Source organism: Pseudomonas sp. Pseusp9 (assembly GCF_059491265.1).
On record NZ_CP168500.1, the window covers coordinates 2,450,478 to 2,469,076 of the forward strand.

Annotated in this window: 16 protein-coding genes; 6 read left to right on the forward strand and 10 right to left on the reverse strand. The window is 59.9% G+C overall.

Annotated features, from left to right (window positions below; translation table 11 throughout):
• The first annotated feature begins 362 nt into the window (after positions 1-362).
• On the forward strand, positions 363-1,265 hold the full coding sequence (locus ACEN8E_RS11080; protein ID WP_495592633.1) for a universal stress protein: 903 nt from the start codon (positions 363-365) through the stop codon (positions 1,263-1,265).
• Positions 1,266-1,409: 144 nt separating this feature from the next.
• Here ACEN8E_RS11080 and ACEN8E_RS11085 read toward each other — a convergent pair whose 3' ends face one another.
• From ACEN8E_RS11085 to ACEN8E_RS11130, 10 genes are all read right to left on the reverse strand, one after another.
• Positions 1,410-1,862, reverse strand: a complete 453-nt coding sequence (locus ACEN8E_RS11085) for a thiol-disulfide oxidoreductase DCC family protein (protein ID WP_495592634.1) — start codon at positions 1,860-1,862, stop codon at positions 1,410-1,412.
• Positions 1,863-1,986: 124 nt separating this feature from the next.
• The gene (locus ACEN8E_RS11090) at positions 1,987-3,414 is read right to left on the reverse strand and encodes a sensor domain-containing diguanylate cyclase (RefSeq protein ID WP_495592635.1); all 1,428 of its coding nucleotides are present in this window, start codon (positions 3,412-3,414) and stop codon (positions 1,987-1,989) included.
• A gap of 24 nt (positions 3,415-3,438) precedes the next feature.
• Positions 3,439-4,398, reverse strand: coding sequence for an alpha/beta fold hydrolase (locus ACEN8E_RS11095; RefSeq protein ID WP_495592636.1), 960 nt, complete (start codon positions 4,396-4,398; stop codon positions 3,439-3,441).
• Positions 4,399-4,414: 16 nt separating this feature from the next.
• Entirely contained in the window at positions 4,415-5,827 is a 1,413-nt protein-coding gene (locus ACEN8E_RS11100) for an NAD(P)/FAD-dependent oxidoreductase (protein WP_495592637.1), read from the reverse strand.
• Between the two features lie 426 nt (positions 5,828-6,253).
• Positions 6,254-6,730 carry a DUF6130 family protein gene (locus ACEN8E_RS11105; protein WP_495592638.1) on the reverse strand — a complete coding sequence of 159 codons (477 nt, stop codon included), beginning with the start codon at positions 6,728-6,730 and terminating at the stop codon, positions 6,254-6,256.
• Between the two features lie 87 nt (positions 6,731-6,817).
• Positions 6,818-7,288 (reverse strand): Lrp/AsnC family transcriptional regulator, encoded by a 471-nt coding sequence (locus ACEN8E_RS11110; RefSeq protein ID WP_495592639.1) that lies wholly within the window; start codon positions 7,286-7,288, stop codon positions 6,818-6,820.
• A 27-nt stretch (positions 7,289-7,315) separates the two neighbouring features.
• Positions 7,316-8,623 (reverse strand): NAD(P)/FAD-dependent oxidoreductase, encoded by a 1,308-nt coding sequence (locus tag ACEN8E_RS11115; RefSeq protein ID WP_495592640.1) that lies wholly within the window; start codon positions 8,621-8,623, stop codon positions 7,316-7,318.
• Positions 8,624-8,727: 104 nt separating this feature from the next.
• On the reverse strand, positions 8,728-9,567 hold the full coding sequence (locus tag ACEN8E_RS11120) for a transporter substrate-binding domain-containing protein (RefSeq protein ID WP_495592641.1): 840 nt from the start codon (positions 9,565-9,567) through the stop codon (positions 8,728-8,730).
• Between the two features lie 76 nt (positions 9,568-9,643).
• A complete protein-coding gene (locus ACEN8E_RS11125) occupies positions 9,644-10,414 on the reverse strand; it encodes an amino acid ABC transporter ATP-binding protein (protein ID WP_495592642.1) in 771 nt (256 codons plus the stop codon).
• 15 nt (positions 10,415-10,429) lie between these two features.
• Positions 10,430-11,395 carry an amino acid ABC transporter permease gene (locus ACEN8E_RS11130; protein ID WP_495592643.1) on the reverse strand — a complete coding sequence of 322 codons (966 nt, stop codon included), beginning with the start codon at positions 11,393-11,395 and terminating at the stop codon, positions 10,430-10,432.
• Between the two features lie 368 nt (positions 11,396-11,763).
• Here ACEN8E_RS11130 and ACEN8E_RS11135 point away from each other — a divergent pair, with 368 nt between their 5' ends.
• The 5 genes from ACEN8E_RS11135 to ACEN8E_RS11155 all read left to right on the forward strand — a co-directional run bounded on the left by ACEN8E_RS11135 (position 11,764) and on the right by ACEN8E_RS11155 (position 18,444).
• On the forward strand, positions 11,764-12,105 hold the full coding sequence (locus tag ACEN8E_RS11135) for a hypothetical protein (RefSeq protein WP_495592644.1): 342 nt from the start codon (positions 11,764-11,766) through the stop codon (positions 12,103-12,105).
• Between the two features lie 99 nt (positions 12,106-12,204).
• Positions 12,205-13,461, forward strand: coding sequence for a TolC family protein (locus tag ACEN8E_RS11140; protein WP_495592645.1), 1,257 nt, complete (start codon positions 12,205-12,207; stop codon positions 13,459-13,461).
• Entirely contained in the window at positions 13,458-14,942 is a 1,485-nt protein-coding gene (locus tag ACEN8E_RS11145) for an efflux RND transporter periplasmic adaptor subunit (RefSeq protein WP_495592646.1), read from the forward strand. Before ACEN8E_RS11140 ends, ACEN8E_RS11145 begins: the two co-directional genes overlap by 4 nt.
• Positions 14,939-18,097, forward strand: a complete 3,159-nt coding sequence (locus ACEN8E_RS11150; RefSeq protein WP_495592647.1) for an efflux RND transporter permease subunit — start codon at positions 14,939-14,941, stop codon at positions 18,095-18,097. Before ACEN8E_RS11145 ends, ACEN8E_RS11150 begins: the two co-directional genes overlap by 4 nt.
• Entirely contained in the window at positions 18,094-18,444 is a 351-nt protein-coding gene (locus ACEN8E_RS11155; protein ID WP_495592648.1) for a copper-binding protein, read from the forward strand. Before ACEN8E_RS11150 ends, ACEN8E_RS11155 begins: the two co-directional genes overlap by 4 nt.
• The last annotated feature ends 155 nt before the right edge of the window (positions 18,445-18,599 follow it).

Sequence of the window (18,599 nt, forward strand, 5' to 3'; positions counted from 1 at the left end):
CTTTCAGCAGGATGCGTTGAGTGTATTTCTGTGGACAGGTGAAAGGTAGCTTCTGGCCGATTGCTGCCCGTCGCCAAGGGCAGCTACCGACCCAACCCGCCCGGTCATGCATTTGGTCAAACGGGGCGATTCAAATACAACGCACTGACAGTGGGCTTTCGGCTGAATCGTTGACTACGACGATCGGCAACCATCGGTCGTTTCTGTTGAAAAAGTCGACTCGGCCAAACAGGGAACTGATGGATTCCAGGCGTATATTGATAGTGTCGATCCAGAGAGTTGAGGCAATAGCAAGTTGTCGGTGGTGTGACAGTCGAGAGCGCTGGGGGAGCCAGATATCCCGGTACGTTTGGAGGTGTTACATGAGCCAGTATCAACGACTCTTTCTGATAGCCGGTCCAGCCATGCGCCACACCCCGGCGTTGGAACGAGCTGTCGCCATTGCCGAAGCCACGGGTGCAGCGCTGCATGTCACGGTGTTTATCGAAGACTCCAACCTCATGGGTTTGATGAGCGCCGGTGCACGTTTTCGTGAGGCCTGCCAGGAAGAAAACGAAAAGTGGCTGAAGGACGAGGCTGATTTGATCCGGGGGCGCGGAGTCGCAGTGAGCACCGAAGTGCTTGTTACGCGCACCGCGCTGCAAGAAATACTTCGGCATGTGGCAGAAATGCAGCCGGACCTGGTTATCAAGGACGTGCACCACGAGTCAGCGCTCAAACGCGTCTTCATTACGCCTCTGGATTGGCACTTGTTGCGCGAATGTCCGGTGGCTGTGCATCTGGTCAGCGAACTCAGGTGTCCACTTCCACGGGTGGTCGTGGCGGCAGTCGATCCGTCACAACCCGAGACTCAGATCACCGGCATCAACGACCGCATCATCCAGGCGGCAAACGGGCTGGCGATGCAATGCAACGCGGAACTGCATCTGCTGCATGCTTACGATCTATCGCTGACACACATATCCGACGCAGGCGCTGGTGCTGTGACGATGCCAGGCTTCAGCAGCGATGTACGCAAGTCACTGCAAAGGTCATTTAGCGCATTGGCCAACCACTTTGGCGTACCCACTGAGCGACAACACTTCGTTGCAGGGCCGCCCGGCAAAGCACTGAGCGAATTTGCAACGCATCACCGGGCCGATGTGATCGTCATGGGAAATGCGCATCGCAAGGGGCTGGGCAAATGGGTGGGCAGTACGACGGAGCAGGTTCTGTATCAAGTGCCCTGCAACATTTTCGCGATGAGGGGTTCTGCGGATCAGTGATCGGGAACGCAAAGCAAAGCGTAAGTGACTGGATCATTGTCCGCTCGCCCGGGCGTGGCTACAGCAACCCGGGAATCAGACCACGGTAGCCAAACATGAACGCCAGCCCCCTACGGGCGATCCAGTCAATGCGTTTGAGGGCGTTCATAGGGGCGTTTTCAGAAAGCGCTGTTCATGATCCGGATCCGGCAACAGGCATGTGTCGTATTTCCCGAAGAGCCGATAACGATTGAGCGCAATGCGGTCGTATGCCCAATCTCGAAGTTTGCGCGGGAAGATGCGCAACAGATTCACGGGACGCCAAAGTGCGGGCAACTGGGCGATGATTTCGAAAAATGCATCCGAGCGCGCCCAGTAGTGTCGGTCGCGGATCACCGCCATGGTGTCGAATTGATCCACGGGCAAACCTGCCCACGCGAGCAGAGCCTGCCCCTCGGGTGACTGAACCGCCGCCAACCGAATGCGCCGCTGGCGGTCATGGCGAATCAGGAATCTCACCCAGCCATTGCACAGCTTGCAGACACCATCGAACAAGACCACCGTCTCTCCTGGTTTGAGCAGTGGCGCGGGTGAGGGGCGGATTTGCGTGGCTGGCATAAGCATGGGTCCAAGAGAGCCTGGTTATCCCGGATCATAACCGCGTGCCAGCGTTAAAGTTTGCATTTGGTCGGTTGTTGCCTGTAGCGGCATGCGACCCATGACCGCCGGTTCGAGACGATGGTCAGGGTAGAGACTGGAGGCTGGACTTGAAGGTAGTGACCACACGGTTACGGCCTTCGTGTTTAGCGTGATACAGGCGTTGATCGGCTGTGCGCAGTAATTCCTCGATGGTGTCGCCATCGCGACCGGATTGCGATACGCCGATGCTCACTGTGACCACGGTTGACCGCAGCAGCTCATGAAAGGAGTTATTTGCAACGGTGCTGCGCAAACGCTCGGCGATTTCGTGCGCGCCTTCAAGTGAAGTCTGAGGTAGCAGTATCATGAACTCTTCCCCACCCACTCGGGCTACGCCGTCATACGGCCGGATCGAATCGAGGCATTTCTCCACGAAGCTCTTCAGGATGTCATCGCCAACCTGATGCCCGAAGCGATCGTTGATGGACTTGAAATTATCCAGATCGAGGGCCAACACGGAGAACGGCGCACCGCCGCGTTTGGTCCGGCCAATTTCGACTTCGACCCGCTCCATGAAGCGCCGCCGATTATCGGCGCCGGTCAGTGGATCGGTCGAGGCAAGGTGCCCAAGTTCCTGATTGGCGCGCTGGAGTTCCTGCAGGGCGCTCTCGGCATATGCCATCGATTCGGCAAGACGCACCATCAATTCCTCTTGGCTGTAAATCTTCGAAAACGACCGCGTGGTGAGGAACGCTTGCACGACCCCATAGCTCAGCATGAAGAATCCACCGGCGAAGATCGCATGGGCGAGCCACCACATATGGTTCCACGGACGCGCAAGGATGAAGGCAAGAGATGACAGCGCGAACGCGGTGACCGAGATGATGAAAATGATCATCAGCGGCGAACGGATACGGCGCAGCAGGAGTATTGCCGCGGTCAATGTGGAAAGCACCAGGGCACCACCCTCCATCGAGAGGCGCACCGCGAGATTGCCGGCGATCGGCAAGTTCGCGACGTACGCCACTGCCAGGTCAACCAGCAGGAACAGTCCTATCCAGGTCAACCACGGGCGGGCCTTCATTCGTTGGTCCGCGGTATCCGGTGGGCGGTGGTACGACAGCATTCCGACTAACAGCAGGATCGACATGACCAGTCGAGAGGCTGGTCCATAAAGCAGGAAGAGCCAGATATTGTGGTGTGCAAGCCCGGTGAACGCACCATGCAACGCGTAGATCAGTACAAAACCGAGGAAACCAAGTGTCATCCATCGCAGCAGCGGATCTCCCGATGACTGATAGCAGCGCCAGGTTACGTAGGTGACAAACGAGCCCGCCAAGGTGGCTGTGATGATCGCAATCACATGGAACAGGTGATTCTCGAATATCAGCGTGGGGTCCTGGAAAAAGTATAAGTAGCCAATCAGATAGGCCGGAACAAACGCAAATCCTGCGAGCAGCAAGTAGGCGTAAACCTTGACCATGAGGCGAACAGCTACAGGTGGCTCGTCGGTGGCGATGAGATTGCTCATGGTTCCCTCCAGTTTTAAAGCCAATCAGATTTTTTTCAGGAAGCCCAGCAACAGCTCATTGACCTCGGTCGCGCGCTCTTGCTGTATCCAGTGGCCGGCACCTTCGAGGATATGACACCCGCGCAGTTCCGGCAGTGTCTGCGCGAAGGCTTCGATCTGTCGCGGTGAGCCCGGAAACTTCAGCACGCCGTCGCGGCTCCCGGCAATGAACATCGACGGCTGCCGGATGATGCAGCCGCGCCAGGGTGCCAGCAGCGCCCATGAACGGGTCATGTTGCGGTACCAGTTCAAGCCGCCGCGAAATCCGCTGCGGGTGAATTCGCGGGTGTAGCAGGCAATATCCTCGAGGCTTAGCCAGGCTGGCAGGGTTTCGGGCTCGATCATCGCCCCCAGGAAGCCCTGGCCCGACTGCAGCTGGCCGAACACCGGCCAATCGGGCCCGTCACCCGAGCCATTGAAGTAGATGCGCCGGATCGACGACTCGACGTCTCTTTCCAGCTCGGCCTCGGCCACACCCGGCGTCTGGAAATACTGGATGTAGAAGTCGCTGATACCCCGCGAGGCAAGCGCGCCGAGGAGCTCCACGCGCGCCGGTGGCGAGAAGGGAACGCTCATGCCGACCACTGCGCGGAACAGATCGGGCCGCATCATTGCTGCGCTCCAGGCCACCTGAGCACCCCAGTCATGGCCGACGATCACGGCTTGTTGTTCGCCGAGTGCGTTGACCAATTCGACCATGTCGCCTACCAGGTGCAGCATGGTGTAGGCGTCGGGTTCGGCCGGCGCATCTGTGCCGCCATAGCCGCGCATGTCGGGTGCTACCGCTCTGTAGCCGGCGGCCGCCAGCGCAGCGAGCTGGTTGCGCCAGGAGTACCACAGCTCCGGGAAACCGTGGCATAGCAAGACCAGCGGCCCGCAACCTTGCGTGGCTATCTGCATGCGGATGCCATTGATGTCGAGCAGTTCGAGGTGTGGCCCGTTCATGTGCGCTCCCTGCGATTCAAGCGATGGCCCCCAGCAACCGTGGCAAACTCGCCTGAGCCTGCTGTCTGCTGACAGAGAGCCGATGCAGTTGTGCCAGTTTTTCGGTGTCGGTTTCTTGCAAGCCCCTGACCACCGCCGTCATGAAGTACAAGCGCGACTGCCTGATCCAGCGGGCCAGGCCGTCATGTTCTCCCCAGCGTAGCTGGTTACCCAGGTAGACCGCCCAGATTCTGATCCAGTCCGTAGGGACGTGAGGCGGGGGGACCATCATGCACAGCGAGTTCATTTGCGCTTGATCGGCCAGGTGGCTTTCCACATAGGCGATCAGGGCCGCGCTGAACACGGGCTGGCAGCTGCTGACCATCAACAGGTTGATCCTGCTGCCGTCGAACACCTTCATTTCAGGGAGTGTCGGGATGGCACTGGCGCTGCAATCAATGTGCAGAGCATTTGGGCTGGTGGCGATGCTGCCCTGATCGAGCACCATGCGCGTTGGTTCAATCGCTCGCACCCGCCCCAGGCGCACAATGTTGTCGATGCGTCGCAGCTCGCGTAATTCCGCTTGTGTGACGGTGGCGCAGCGGTAGGCAGTGGGTTCGACGGACGTATCCAGGCGCAAGAGCTGGCCCGTCGCCTCGAGCCTGGAGAACAGATCCGGGATCGAGTCTGCGGCTGCAATGGCCTCGAACTGGGCCGTGAGGCCACCGATTGTTCGTTCGAAGCTGTCGAGGCCGGGTTGCATGTTGGCCCGGTCGATCAACCACGGATCGTTCGGCATGATCCAGCAGATCGTTGCGGGCGCAACACCGTTTTGCAGCAGCCACAGGCAAGCGTCGATCCCGGTCTTGCCCGATCCCACCACTACGTAGCTGGAGTATGGGTGGCGGATTTTCGGCAAGTCGTTCAGTGGCACGCATTGCACGCCGGGTTCCACCCTGTACCTGGGCGGGTGGGTCGAAGGAACGGCTGTCTGGGCATGGGTGGCGTCCACCACCTTTTTGTACACCCGGACCTGACGGGTTATGCCGCTGACCAGCGAGGTAAACCGGTGGTCGTCAATGCGGTCGCCGGTGTAGTTGCACATGGGGAAATAACCGACTCGACCTGACGGCAGAAACTGCTGATTCATCACCTGGTCGAAGTAGCTCAGCACCTCGGCACCAGAGGCTAGCTCATGCAAGCCCTCGTTCAGTGCCGTGGTGTCTTTCTTGCCGCTGCCCAGTTCGCGTGAGTTGACGCCATAGCAAGTCGAGGGCTGGTGCAACCGGACGAAGGGGTAGGCATCATTCCAGTGCCCGCCAGCTCGTTCGTGTCGATCCACCATCACGATGCGGGCATTCGTTTCCTTGAGTAGCGTATCGACGAAGGCCATTGCCGTCGCGCCAGCACCGATGATCAAGTAGTCGGTTTCGATCGGATTTTCGTCCATTTGGTTGCACCTTCCCCTAGGTTGCCCCCTCAACCTCCGTAGATTAGCCACCTGTGCCGCGTGCAATAGAACGAATGCGCCTCACTCACATAACCAAAGGAATTAATGGCTGCAGCCTGAATGTCCATGCTCAAGTCGGTATGCGCCAAGAAACATCCAGCTCCACGGCCTGGGTTTCAGTTGACCGGTAGTCAATGACTGCGCAGTAGACGGGCGCCCCGGAGATCGCCGCGCATCGACTTGGGGACGCTGACCAGATCGATGAACAGCCATCGATAAGAGATCTTCCCGCATAGCCGGCCGCTCTGCTTCAGTCACAGTTTCCGAACGTTCGATTTTCACAGACATGCTGCTCTCCCTGAGCAATGAGGAACGGGGGCGCCAAGGCATCCCATTCCTGTCATCCAGGGGGGAATCAGGGGTTTGTCATGGCTTTGTTGCGTGACCATCGTCAGTTTGAGGGACGTCGGCCGGTTTCTTTTCCGGAACGCTGAAACTCACTGTCGTGCTGGTGAGGATCTTGTGATTCGGGTCGGCCACTTCCAGCAGAATCTTGTGACTGCCGGGCTTGAGTCCGACCAGGATAATCGGGTCTTCACTGGTGTGCGCCCATGTACCGTTCCAGTCGTCGACGGTCACGTGAAGGTGGCCGAGGCGGGGGGATACTTCCACGGCCTCTTTACCGAACACCGGCATGATCCTGGCGTGCTCGGCTCGATACTGGATTATCACAACGCCGCGAGCGAGCGGCTCGGCAAGTGGCGGATAGGCGACGAGTGTTGGCGCCGCTTCGGATTGCAATGGCAGTATCGCCGGTGGGGCGATGGAGTCTGCACCGCACGCGACGGTGCAAAAGAAGGCAGCCATGGCAAGAACGGACAGGTTTCCGAGAGCGAGGGACATGGTGTTTCTCCCGCAGGATGTCATTCAAGCCTAGATCAATCTTCGTACCCGCTCCTGCTGAAAAAACCGCTTGTTGTCGCCCGGGCCCTACACCGTCAACTTCCGGCTGAACTTGGTCTCCATCACGATATGGGAAGCGGTGTGCGCCACGCCCTTGATCATGTTGATCCGGGTGAGTTCGGCGTTGAGTTCGCTCAGGGTCGAGGTGGCGAGGTGGATGATGAAGTCGGACTCGCCCGAGACCGCATACACCGCCTGCACCGAGTCCATCTTGCGCAACGCGGTCATGACATCGGTATAACTCTTGTTAGTGCAGGAGGTCATGGTGAAACAGTTGATGATCTGCTGGAGCCTGTTCTGGTCGATGCGCACGCTGTAGCCGGTGATGACACCCGCCTTTTCCAGGCGGGCGATCCGCTCTTGCACCGAGGAACGCGAGACTTCGAGTTTACGCGCCAGTGAGGCGGTGGGTTCGCGTGCGTTGGCCTGCAGCAGGCCAAGCAATTGCCTGTCCTTGTCAGTCAGGTTGAACAACGGACCGGGGTTCTGCGCATCCATCAACACTTGCTTGACCTCGCTGGGATTTCAGTTTTTTTGCGTCGCCCTGCGTTGCGAACGCGTTTCCTGGAACAGGTCCATCACCTTCAGGCCGGCGTATACCGTTTGTGCCGCCGCCGGGCCGAGAGGGCCGCCATTCCATTGCAGACCGTAGGCATCGAACAATCGATAGCGATCAGTCTCGCCGCAAATGGCTTCGGCAATCACGCGCCCGCCGATAGGGGCGGTGTTCATACCATGGCCACCAAATGATGTACACGCCCACAGTCCCTTTCCGAGCGGGCCGATGTGGGGCATTTTGTGCCGCGCATAGCCCATCAGTCCGGACCAGGCTTTGTCGATCCTGATGCCGCGCAATTGTGGGTAGACGTCGAGGATGTCTTCGGTCAGCAACTGCCCCAGGCGCTTTTCATCCTGCAGGTTCCTGGTGGTGATACGACCGCCCCAGAGCAGGCGGTCACCCTCGACGATTCGATAATAGTCCGAAGCGCGGCGATTATCGCCGACGGCATCGGTGGTGCGTACCGCGTCTGCCAGGCGTTCGCCCAGAGGCTCGGTCAGCACGGCGTAGGTGGCGATCGGCAGAAAGGCACGGCGCAGTTTGCCGAACTCGGGGCCGCCATAGCCACCGCAGCAATACACCACATCAGCGCAATCGACAGTGCCCCGGTCGGTGCTGACCCGGTGCCGACCATCCCGGCTCTCGACCCGGACCATGGGTGACTGCTCATGGATCTTGCCGCCGCTGCGCTCGATCAGCCCGGCCAGGCCCAGGCAATAGTTCAAGGGGTGGAAGTGAAAACCATGGTTGTCGCGCAGCGCCTGGAAATACCTGTCTGTCTTGAGCTTTGCACGCACGGCCTGGCGATCCAGATACTCGAGGTGGAAGTCGAAATCCTTCGCCATCCTGTCACGCATGCGCTGCAGGTTATCGCCATCCTCGTAGCGCACCACGCTCAATTTTCCAGGGGTTGGCGCGCACCCCGGCATTTGATGCAGGGCGATCATGTCTCGCACAGTGTCGACGCCTTCGAGGGACAGTTTGAACAGCGCGGCGGCGGTCGGTTTGCCACAGCGTCGCTCGATGGCTGACAAGCCTTCGGACCACCCCTGAAGGACGAAACCGCCATTACGTCCGGAGGCTCCCCAAGCGACACGACCGGCCTCGAGCAGCACGACGGACCGGCCCCGCGAGAGCAGCTCCCAGGCCGTGCTCAGCCCCGCCAGGCCTGCGCCGATGATGCAAACGTCGGCCTGGACCTTGGCTGACAACGCCGCGCGCTCAGTCGTGACGTTCATCGTGGCGGTGTAGTAATTGTTGTTGTAGGTGTGCATGAAGTCCGTTGTCCTTTTTTGCGGCGCAGGCATACAGCGCGCCGCGTTGAGAACGGGCGCCTGTAATGCCTGGGGTTATTGCAGCGGATTTACTGCGCCTGGATTTACTGTATTTGGGTGAGATCGGCGCCGTACCACTTTTCGGAAAGTTGCTTGAGCGTGCCATCGGCTTTCATGTCGGCAACGATTTTGGTCAGCGCGCTGTTGAACGCCTCATCGCCTTTATCCACGGCGATGGCCAAGGGTTCGTAGTAAGCGGGTTTGCCTTCGACTCTTACGATGGGGTAGCCGTTCTTGACGGCGGCAACGACGGTGGGAAGCGCGGACAGGGTGGCGTTCAACCGGACACCGTTGCCCATGCGCAAATCATCCAGGGGGCCCATGCTGTCCCCATACGTCTTCACCTCGCCCGGCGTGACGTCGTAGGTAAACGCGGGCACATCCACGGCGTCGATCTTCAGTCGACGATTGATGTAGTCCTCCGAAGTGGTGCCGGCTTCGACGCCAATGATCTTGTCGTTCAAGTCCGCCGCCTGGGTCCCGGCGGCATCCTTGTGCACGGCGAAGACATAGGGCGTGTAGTAGTAGATGGCGGGGAAGTCGAGGACTCGGGCGCGTTCGGTGGTTGGCGTCATCGAACCGACCGACAGGTCCCAGCGATTCGACCAGCGTCCGGCGGTGATGATCCCGTACTCGGGTGTCACGAAGTCGGTCTTGCTGCCCAGGCGCCGGCCGATTTCGTTGGCGACATCGATATCGAATCCTTGCAACTTGTTGTCCGGGCCGAGGAACGATTGCGGTGGCCAGTTCGCGGCCGTGGCCACCTTGATCACCTTGGTTTGATGGATGCGGTCGAGGGTCGAGCCAGCCCAGGCGACCCCCGTGGCGAGCGTGACGGCAGTGGCGACAGCGGCTGCGGTGAACAGGCGGGTAATCGAGATCATGGGTAAGCCTCCAGGTGTGCTGAGTTCGGTTTTTTGTTGTTTTTGTCGATGACTTCCGAAGGTACGGCGATGCTTCTCAGTGGCTGAGAATCTGTGAAAGAAACTCCCGCGCGCGTGGGTGCTGCGGGTTGTCGAAAAACTCGTCGGGTCTGGCCTGCTCGATGATGCAGCCCTGGTCCATGAAGATGATTCGATCGGCGACCCGCCGGGCGAACCCCATTTCGTGGGTCACGCACACCATCGTGATGCCGTCCTGGGCCAGTTCGCCCATTACATCGAGCACCTCCTTGACCATCTCCGGGTCGAGCGCCGAGGTGGGTTCGTCGAACAGCATGATGCGGGGCCGCATGCACAGTGCGCGGGCAATGGCCACGCGTTGTTGCTGTCCGCCGGAGAGCTGGCTGGGGTATTTATCCGCCTGGTTCCCGATGCGCACCCGATCGAGGTATTCGCAGGCCAGTTCGCGAGCCTGGGGCTCGCTGAGCTTGCCCACCAGTCGCGGCCCCAGCATAAGGTTCTCCAGGACAGTCATGTGCGGGAACAGGTTGAACTGCTGGAAAACCATGCCGACCTGGCGCCGGATGCCGGCCACGCAGGCGGCATTGCGGGTCAATTCCGTTCCCTCGATGAACACGCTGCCTTTCTGGAAGTCTTCCAGCAGGTTCAGGCAGCGAATCAACGTCGATTTGCCGGAACCCGACGGGCCGCAAACGACCACTATTTCGCCATTGGCAATGTGCAGGTCGATGCCATTGAGCACATGAAAATCGCCATACCATTTGTGCATGTCGTGAATCGAAATGGCGGGATACGGGGCAGGGGCTGCTGAAGCTGATAGCGGGTTCATCGTTATGCTCCTGATTCAGCGATGGGCGCGATTGAAGTGCTTTTCCAGGCGGGACTGCACGGTTTCCAGCACGATCGACAGCAGCCAATAGAGCACGGCGGCGGTGATGAGCATTTCCAGGTGTCGGAACTCGGCGCGTCCCTGGGTTCGCGCCAGGAACATCAGCTCCCAGACCCCGATCACCGAAACCAGCGAGCTGTCCTTGAGCATGGAGATGAACTGATTGCCCGTCGGCGGAATGATCAGGCGCATGGACTGCGGGAGAATCACGCGCGTCATCGTCTGAAACGGATTCAGGCCAATCGCCCTGGAAGCCTCCCACTGACCCCGCGAAATACTGCTGATCCCGGCACGGAAGATCTCGGTCATGTAGGCGCCGTAGCAGAGCGAGAGCGCGAGTATCCCGGCCGGGACGGCGCCGACCACGTAGCCGAGTTGAGGAATGCCCAGGTAAATCAGATAGATCTGGATGAGTAGCGGCACACCACGGAAAAACGAGGTGTAGAAGCTGGCGATGGCAATGGCGAAACCGTTGGAAGACAGCCGGGCCGTCGCCCCCAACAAAGCCAGGACGAACGCTATGGCAATGGAAATCGCGGACACATAGACGGTCGTGAACACCCCTTGGGTAATCATGAAGCCCACTTTGGTCGCGATGAAACTGTAGGAAAGATTGAAGGTATCGAAGAATAGAAGGAACAGCACCAGCAACTCGCACCAGACCGTAATGATCTGCGCCCGTAACGGAAACCGGCCAAGGATGAACAGGTTCAGGACAAGCGTAATCGTGAAAGTGCCGCCGACCGCGATGTCACGCGCCAGAGGCGCCTTCAGGTCGAGAACGATAGGCCCCATCAGATTGGAAAGACGGCCTTCGCCCACACCGCAGACAAGCGTGATGATGAAAATGACTGCGGCGACCACCCCCATGAATATGACGTTGTCAGTCATACGCGCCTTGACGATATGGTCCTTGTACATGGCTTGCGTACCTCGGGGTGAGCCCCTTTATTGTTGTAAGTCCATTATGGGTGGGCGAAATGCCGGCAGGCACCCGGCAAAATGCTGTATTCAGTGGTTTCTGCTGGCATATCGGTGGGTGTGATCCCTACAAATGCCGGAAACGGGTGGCAGATGTGGAAGGGAGGGAGGGCAGGTCGAGCTTGGGCGGGGGCCTGGATTTTATCTATTGTCGAAGGGTCGCTATCGACTGTGGATTCTCGTGTCGGTAATGCTGGCTTAATTCTGATTCGCTGATATCACGCGCAATCGGCGCCTTGTGCAAGGCAACCGAGAGCGTGCGTTCAGTTGATTGTTAGTACTATTTCTGGCGGCTACACTCCAATCCCATGAAACGCTACCTGCGGTTTTGTCTCATTTTCGTGATCAGCCTGGCGCTTCCCCTCAGCGGGATGGCGGGCGTTCAAGCGCCGACAGAACCGTGCCCGATGAAGACAATGGGCATGGCGATGATGGACGACATGGGGATGGACTGCTGCAACGACATGAAAAGCCCGACCGAGCACGGCAAGCCCTGCAAGCCGGGCCAGGAATGCAAGACGGGTGGCATGCTGCAAGTCTCGATCTCCAAGCCAGCTGTAACGGTGTTCCACCCTGTAGTGCTTTCCCTCATCGGCGATTCCGTACCCGTATCGACCCCGTCCGGGGTATGGCGACCGCCCCGCGTTTGATTCCTGAGCCACATTGAGCGTCATTCCGTTTTAGCGGGATGGCATGGCTGTGCGCGTGTCGTTTGATGCGTGCAGTGGATGATCACAGGAATCGTAAACATGAACTCCAAGTGCTATTGCACAGGCTGGCCGCTCGTGGCCGGCCTGGCGGCAAGCGTACTGGCATTGCCGAGCTTCGCTGCGGCATTGACACTCGACGAAGCGTTGCGGCTGGCGGAAAACAATGCGCCGTCGCTGACGGCGCAAGACGCCAGAATTCAGGCCGCCGCCAGCGCGGCTATTCCCGCCGGTGAACTACCTGACCCCAAGCTGCTGCTGGGTGTGCAGAACTACCCCGTGGGTGGTCCGGATCGCTGGACTATTGACCAGGACTTCATGACCATGCAAATGGTCGGGGTCCGGCAGGAGATGCCCAACGGTGACAAGCGCAAAGCGCGTATCGAGGTCGCCAGCGCCGCCGTTGATCGCGCTGCGGCAGAGCGTCGAGTCGAACGCTTGAACGTACGCCAGTCCACGGCATTGGCCTGGATCAGCAGCTACTCGGTTGAGCGTAAAGATGCGCTGTTCCAGGACTTGTACAAGGAAAATCGCCTGCTGAGCGATACCGTCCGGGCGCAGATTGCCGGTGGCCGCGCTCAACCCGCCGACGCGGTGACACCCAAGCAAGAAGCAGCTCAGTTGGAGGAACAGCAGGACGACCTGATTCGCCAGAGAACGCAGGCACGCGCGGCCCTCAAGCGCTGGATCGGTCCCGCCGCCAACGACAAGCCTGTGGGCAGCCTGCCGCAATGGCCTGTCGATACCTCAAGCTACGCCCATAAATTGCAACACCATCCCGAGTTGGCAGCGTTTGCGCCGATGACCCGCGAAGCGCAAGCCAAGGTTCGTGAAGCCGAATCGGAGAAACAGTCGGACTGGAGTTGGGAGGTGGATTACCAGCACCGTGGCCGTGAGTTCGGTGACATGGTCAGTGTGCAATTTTCCTGGGATCTGCCACTGTTCCCTGACGCTCGCCAAAACCCCAGAATCGCCGCCAGACAGGCTGAACTCAGCCAGCTTGAGGCCGAGCGCGAAGCCCTGTCACGCGAGCACACCCAGCAACTGGAGAGTGAGCTGGCTGATTACGAACGCCTGAATCGTGCAGTACAGCGAAACCAGGAGAGCCTGTTGCCGCTGGCCAGGGAAAAGGTCGAGCTCAGCATGGCCAGTTATCGCGCCGGCAAAGGCGATTTGAATGCCGTTGTTGCCGCCCGTCGTGAACTCATCGAAGCCCGGCTCAAACAGATCGACGTGGAAGAGCAGCGAGCGTTGACCAGCGCGCGACTGTATTTTGCCTATGGGGAGTCCAGCCAATGATCCTGAAAAAATGGAACGGGGCATTGTTGGTGGGCATCTCGCTGGCATTGGGGGGTGCCGGTGGTTATTGGTTCGCTCACCAGCGCGTGAGCGAGGTACCCGCTGCCGCCACAAAGCAGAGCCCCAATGCACCGGATGAACGCAAGGCGCTGTATTGGTACGACCCCATGTACCCTCAGCAAAAGTTCGATAAGCCGGGCAAGTCTCCCTTCATGGACATGCAACTGGTCCCGCAATACGCCAGTGGCGGTAGCGACCGTGCGACGGTCAGTATCGACCCAGGCCTGACCCAGAATCTCGGCCTGCGTTTTGCGACGGTCAGTCGCGGGACCTTTGATTCCAGTCTCGATGTGAGCGGTGTCCTGGCGTTCAACGAACGGGATGTCGCCGTGATACAGGCTCGTACTCCCGGCTTTGTGGAGCGGGTCTACGCCCATGCTCCAGGTGATGTGCTGAAAGCCAACGCGGCGTTGGCGGATATCCTGGTGCCCGAGTGGGTCGCCGCCCAGACCGAGTTCCTTGCACTCAAGCGCAGCGGTGATGCGGACTTGCTGGCTGCGGCCCGCCAGCGACTGCAGCTCACGGGGATGCCGGCAACACTGATCACTCAGGTGGAGCGGGGCGGTAAGGTCCAACCCTACCTGACGCTGACCAGCCCCATTGGTGGTGTGCTGCAGGAGTTGAATGTCCGCACGGGAATGACCGTTGCAGCGGGCGAGACGCTGGCGCGCGTCAATGGTTTGAGCAGTGTCTGGATGGCCGTGGCCGTTCCCGAGTCGGAGGCAGGAACCATCGCTGTGGGGCAAACGGTTGAAGCGCAATTGCCCGCCTTCCCGGGGATAAAGCTCAATGGCAAGGTCAGCGCCATTCTGCCGGAGACCAATGCGGACAGCCGTACCCTGCGCGTGCGGGTGGAGCTGCCCAACCCGGACGGACGCCTCAGACCGGGTTTGACCGCGCAGGTACGCTTGAACCGCTCAACGCAGCACAGTGTGTTGTGGATACCGAGCGAGGCCGTCATCCGCACAGGCCGGCGTGCCTTGGTGATGCTTGCCGAAGAGGCGGGCCGCTACCGGCCGGTGGAGGTGCAACCCGGGCAGGAAAGCGATGGCAAAACGGAGATATTGAAAGGACTGGAAGATGGCCAGAAGGTCGTTACGTCCGGCCAGTTCCTGCTCGACTCGGAGGCCAGCCTGAAGGGTATTGTTGCAAGCCCGGAGCAAGCGTCGCCACCCAACGCAGCCGCCTCCGGCTTGCATGAAGCGGATGGGCAGATCATCGAGATCAACGACAAGGAAGTCACGCTCGCCCACGGTCCTTTCAAGACGCTGGGCATGCCGGGTATGACGATGACGTTTCCACTCGCCAATCCGGCGCTGACGCAGGGCCTCAAGCCGGGCGACAGGGTTCGGGTCGCGGTGAGCCAGACTGACGATGGCTTGCGGGTCGAGCGCCTGGAAAAAACCGGAGGCCAGCCATGATCGCCGCCCTCATACGCTGGTCAGTGGCCAACCGCTTCCTGGTGTTGCTGGCGACACTGTTCGTCACGGCCTGGGGCATCTGGTCGGTGCAGAACACGCCCATCGATGCATTGCCGGACCTCTCCGATGTCCAGGTCATCATCCGTACCCCCTTTGCGGGGCAGGCACCGCAGATCGTCGAGAACCAGGTGACCTATCCGTTGGCCACCACCATGCTCTCGGTGCCGGGGGCCAGGACGGTGCGTGGTTACTCGTTCTTTGGCGACAGCTTTGTCTATGTGCTGTTCGAGGACGGAACCGACCTGTATTGGGCCCGCTCGCGGGTCCTGGAATATTTGAGCCAGATACAAGGCCGCTTGCCGGCCAGTGCCAAGCCGGCGCTGGGGCCGGATGCGACGGGGGTGGGCTGGATCTACCAGTACGCACTGGTGGATCGCAGTGGCGGACACGACCTGGCACAGCTGCGCGCACTTCAGGACTGGTTCCTCAAGTTCGAGCTCAAGACCCTGGCCAACGTCGCCGAGGTGGCTACGGTCGGCGGGATGGTCAAGCAGTATCAGGTGCAGCTGGATCCGCTCAAAATGGCCAGCCTCGGCATCACTCAGGCTGAGGTGACCGCGGCTATCGGCAAGGCCAACCAGGAAACGGGCGGCGCGGTGCTGGAGATGGCGGAGACCGAGTTCATCGTGCGGGCTTCCGGTTACCTGAAGTCGCTCAATGACTTTCGGGCGATCCCGCTCAAGCTCGGTGCCGGTGGTGTGCCGGTGACCCTCGGCGATGTCGCCACGATCCAGTCGGGACCGGAAATGCGTCGCGGCATCAGCGAACTCGACGGCGAAGGCGAGACGGTCGGCGGCGTAGTGATTTTGCGCAGCGGCAAGAACGCTCGCCAGACCATTGCCGCGGTCAAGAGCAAGCTTGAAGAACTCAAAGGCAGCCTGCCCGCCGGCGTGGAGATCGTCACCACCTACGACCGCAGCAAGTTGATCGACCGCGCAGTGGAGAACCTCAGCCACAAACTGCTCGAAGAGTTCATCGTTGTCGCGCTGGTCTGCGGGATCTTTCTCTGGCACTTGCGCTCATCGCTCGTGGCGATCATCTCGCTGCCGGTGGGGGTGCTGATGGCCTTCATCGTCATGCGCTACCAGGGCATCAACGCCAACATCATGTCCCTGGGCGGGATTGCCATCGCCATCGGCGCCATGGTCGATGCCGCCGTGGTGATGATCGAGAACGCCCACAAGAAGATCGAGGCCTGGCACCTGGCCAATCCCGGGGAAGAACTGAAGGGGGAACGTCACTGGCACGTCATGACCGAAGCGGCGGCAGAGGTGGGCCCGGCACTGTTCTTCTGTCTGTTGATCATCACCCTGTCGTTCATTCCGGTGTTCACCCTGGAGGCGCAGGAAGGACGTCTGTTCGGTCCGCTGGCGTTCACCAAGACTTACGCCATGGCCGCAGCGGCGGGATTGTCGGTGACTTTGGTGCCAGTGCTGATGGGTTACTGGATTCGCGGACGAATCCCCAGCGAGCAACAGAACCCGTTGAACCGCTGGTTGATCCGGATCTATCAGCCAGCCCTGGACGCAGTCTTGCGTCGACCTAAGATCACGCTGCTGGTGGCGCTATTGGTTTTTGCCAGTGCGCTGTGGCCAATGTCTCGCCTGGGGGGCGAGTTTCTCCCGCCGCTGGACGAGGGCGACCTGCTCTATATGCCTTCGGCTTTGCCGGGATTGTCGGCGCAGAAAGCGGCGCAACTGCTGCAACAGACCGACCGCCTGATCAAGACTGTTCCGGAGGTCGAACACGTCTTCGGTAAAGCCGGTCGTGCCGAAAGCGCCACCGACCCGGCACCACTGGAAATGTTCGAAACCACCATTCAATTCAAGCCGCATGCGCAATGGCGCCCGGGCATGACCCAGGAAAAACTGGTGGAGGAACTGGATCGCGTGGTGAAGGTTCCTGGGCTGACCAACATCTGGATACCGCCGATTCGAAACCGTATCGACATGCTGGCGACGGGCATCAAGAGCCCGATCGGTGTGAAGGTTGCCGGCACCAATCTGGCAGAAATCGATGCGGTCACCCAGGCCGTCGAGCGAGTGGCCAGGGACGTGCCCGGTGTCAGTTCGGCACTGGCCGAACGGCTGACGGGCGGGCGCTATATCGATGTGGAAATCGACCGCAAAGCCGCCGCCCGCTACGGACTGAATATCGCCGATGTGCAGTCCATCGTTGCCGGTGCCATCGGTGGTGAAAATGTCGGCGAGACCATTGAAGGGCTTGCACGCTTTCCGATCAACGTCCGTTACCCACGAGAGTGGCGCGATTCGCTCGGTGCCCTGGAGCAACTGCCGATCTATACCCCGCTGGGCAGTCAGATCACCCTTGGCATGGTGGCGAAGGTCAAGGTCAGCGACGGTCCGCCGATGCTCAAGAGCGAGAACGCACGACCTTCGGGCTGGGTGTACATCGATGCGCGTGGCCGGGACATTGCCTCGGTGGTTGCCGATCTGCGGCGGGCCATCAATGAACAGGTCAAGTTGCAACCGGGCATGAGCCTGAGCTACTCCGGGCAGTTCGAGTTCCTCGAAAGGGCCAACGCACGCCTCAAACTGGTGGTGCCGGCCACGCTGTTGATCATTTTCGTGCTGCTGTACCTGACGTTCGCCCGTTTCGACGAGGCCTTGCTGATCATGGCCACTCTGCCGTTCGCGCTGACTGGCGGGGCATGGTTCCTCTATCTGCTGGGGTTCAACCTGTCGGTGGCCACCGGGGTCGGCTTTATCGCCTTGGCTGGAGTTTCTGCCGAGTTTGGCGTGATCATGCTGCTCTATCTGAAGAACGCCTGGGCCGAACGTGAAGACCTCGGCGACAGCACTGAACGCGGACTGATGGCGGCGATTCGCGAAGGCGCCGTGCAACGTGTCAGACCCAAGGCCATGACCGTGGCCGTCATCATCGCCGGCCTGTTACCCATCCAGTTGGGCAGCGGAACCGGTAGCGAAGTGATGAGCCGCATCGCCGCGCCCATGGTCGGCGGTATGGTCACGGCGCCCTTGCTTTCCCTGTTTGTCATTCCGGCGGCCTATCGCTTGATGCGTCGTCGGCAGCTCTCTATCGAACCACTCACCCGTAAAGGAAAAGTCGTATGAAACTGACCCTTATTGCTGTTGCAAGCACCGTATTTGCGCTAGCGCTTTCTGCCCGCGCGGAGGATATGCCAGGCATGAAAATGGAGGGTATGGAGGGCATGAAAATGGAGCAGGAAACAAAGCAGGCTCCAGTCGCCAACGCCGAGGGCACGATCAAGGCCATGGACACTGCAAAGCATACGGTGACCCTCGCTCATGGCGCCGTACCAGCGGTGCAATGGCCGCCGATGACCATGGCCTTTTCAGTGACGAAAGATCAGTTGAAAGGGCTGAAGGTTGGAGACCATGTATCGTTTTCCTTCCAGCTGGAGGGCGGTAGAGCCACGATTGTTTCCATAAGAAAATGAAGCACTGATGTTGCTTGTGGCCGGTTGTCGCCTTTCGCGGGGCTGATACAGGATGCCCCAGGGAGACGGACAGCTATGCTGAAATCACTACTCGTCATCGCTATCGGCGCCTCCCTCGGGGCCTGGCAACGCGGGCTACACGTGGCAGGCTCGCT

Bases quoted from the DNA above. Each gene is read 5' to 3' on its own strand.
- ACEN8E_RS11080 (WP_495592633.1), top strand. From the start codon at position 363: ATGAGCCAGTATCAACGACTCTTTCTGATAGCCGGTCCAGCCATGCGC.
- ACEN8E_RS11085 (WP_495592634.1), bottom strand. From the start codon at position 1,862: ATGCCAGCCACGCAAATCCGCCCCTCACCCGCGCCACTGCTCAAACCA.
- ACEN8E_RS11090 (WP_495592635.1), bottom strand. From the start codon at position 3,414: ATGAGCAATCTCATCGCCACCGACGAGCCACCTGTAGCTGTTCGCCTC.
- ACEN8E_RS11095 (WP_495592636.1), bottom strand. From the start codon at position 4,398: ATGAACGGGCCACACCTCGAACTGCTCGACATCAATGGCATCCGCATG.
- ACEN8E_RS11100 (WP_495592637.1), bottom strand. From the start codon at position 5,827: ATGGACGAAAATCCGATCGAAACCGACTACTTGATCATCGGTGCTGGC.
- ACEN8E_RS11105 (WP_495592638.1), bottom strand. From the start codon at position 6,730: ATGTCCCTCGCTCTCGGAAACCTGTCCGTTCTTGCCATGGCTGCCTTC.
- ACEN8E_RS11110 (WP_495592639.1), bottom strand. From the start codon at position 7,288: ATGGATGCGCAGAACCCCGGTCCGTTGTTCAACCTGACTGACAAGGAC.
- ACEN8E_RS11115 (WP_495592640.1), bottom strand. From the start codon at position 8,623: ATGCACACCTACAACAACAATTACTACACCGCCACGATGAACGTCACG.
- ACEN8E_RS11120 (WP_495592641.1), bottom strand. From the start codon at position 9,567: ATGATCTCGATTACCCGCCTGTTCACCGCAGCCGCTGTCGCCACTGCC.
- ACEN8E_RS11125 (WP_495592642.1), bottom strand. From the start codon at position 10,414: ATGAACCCGCTATCAGCTTCAGCAGCCCCTGCCCCGTATCCCGCCATT.
- ACEN8E_RS11130 (WP_495592643.1), bottom strand. From the start codon at position 11,395: ATGTACAAGGACCATATCGTCAAGGCGCGTATGACTGACAACGTCATA.
- ACEN8E_RS11135 (WP_495592644.1), top strand. From the start codon at position 11,764: ATGAAACGCTACCTGCGGTTTTGTCTCATTTTCGTGATCAGCCTGGCG.
- ACEN8E_RS11140 (WP_495592645.1), top strand. From the start codon at position 12,205: ATGAACTCCAAGTGCTATTGCACAGGCTGGCCGCTCGTGGCCGGCCTG.
- ACEN8E_RS11145 (WP_495592646.1), top strand. From the start codon at position 13,458: ATGATCCTGAAAAAATGGAACGGGGCATTGTTGGTGGGCATCTCGCTG.
- ACEN8E_RS11150 (WP_495592647.1), top strand. From the start codon at position 14,939: ATGATCGCCGCCCTCATACGCTGGTCAGTGGCCAACCGCTTCCTGGTG.
- ACEN8E_RS11155 (WP_495592648.1), top strand. From the start codon at position 18,094: ATGAAACTGACCCTTATTGCTGTTGCAAGCACCGTATTTGCGCTAGCG.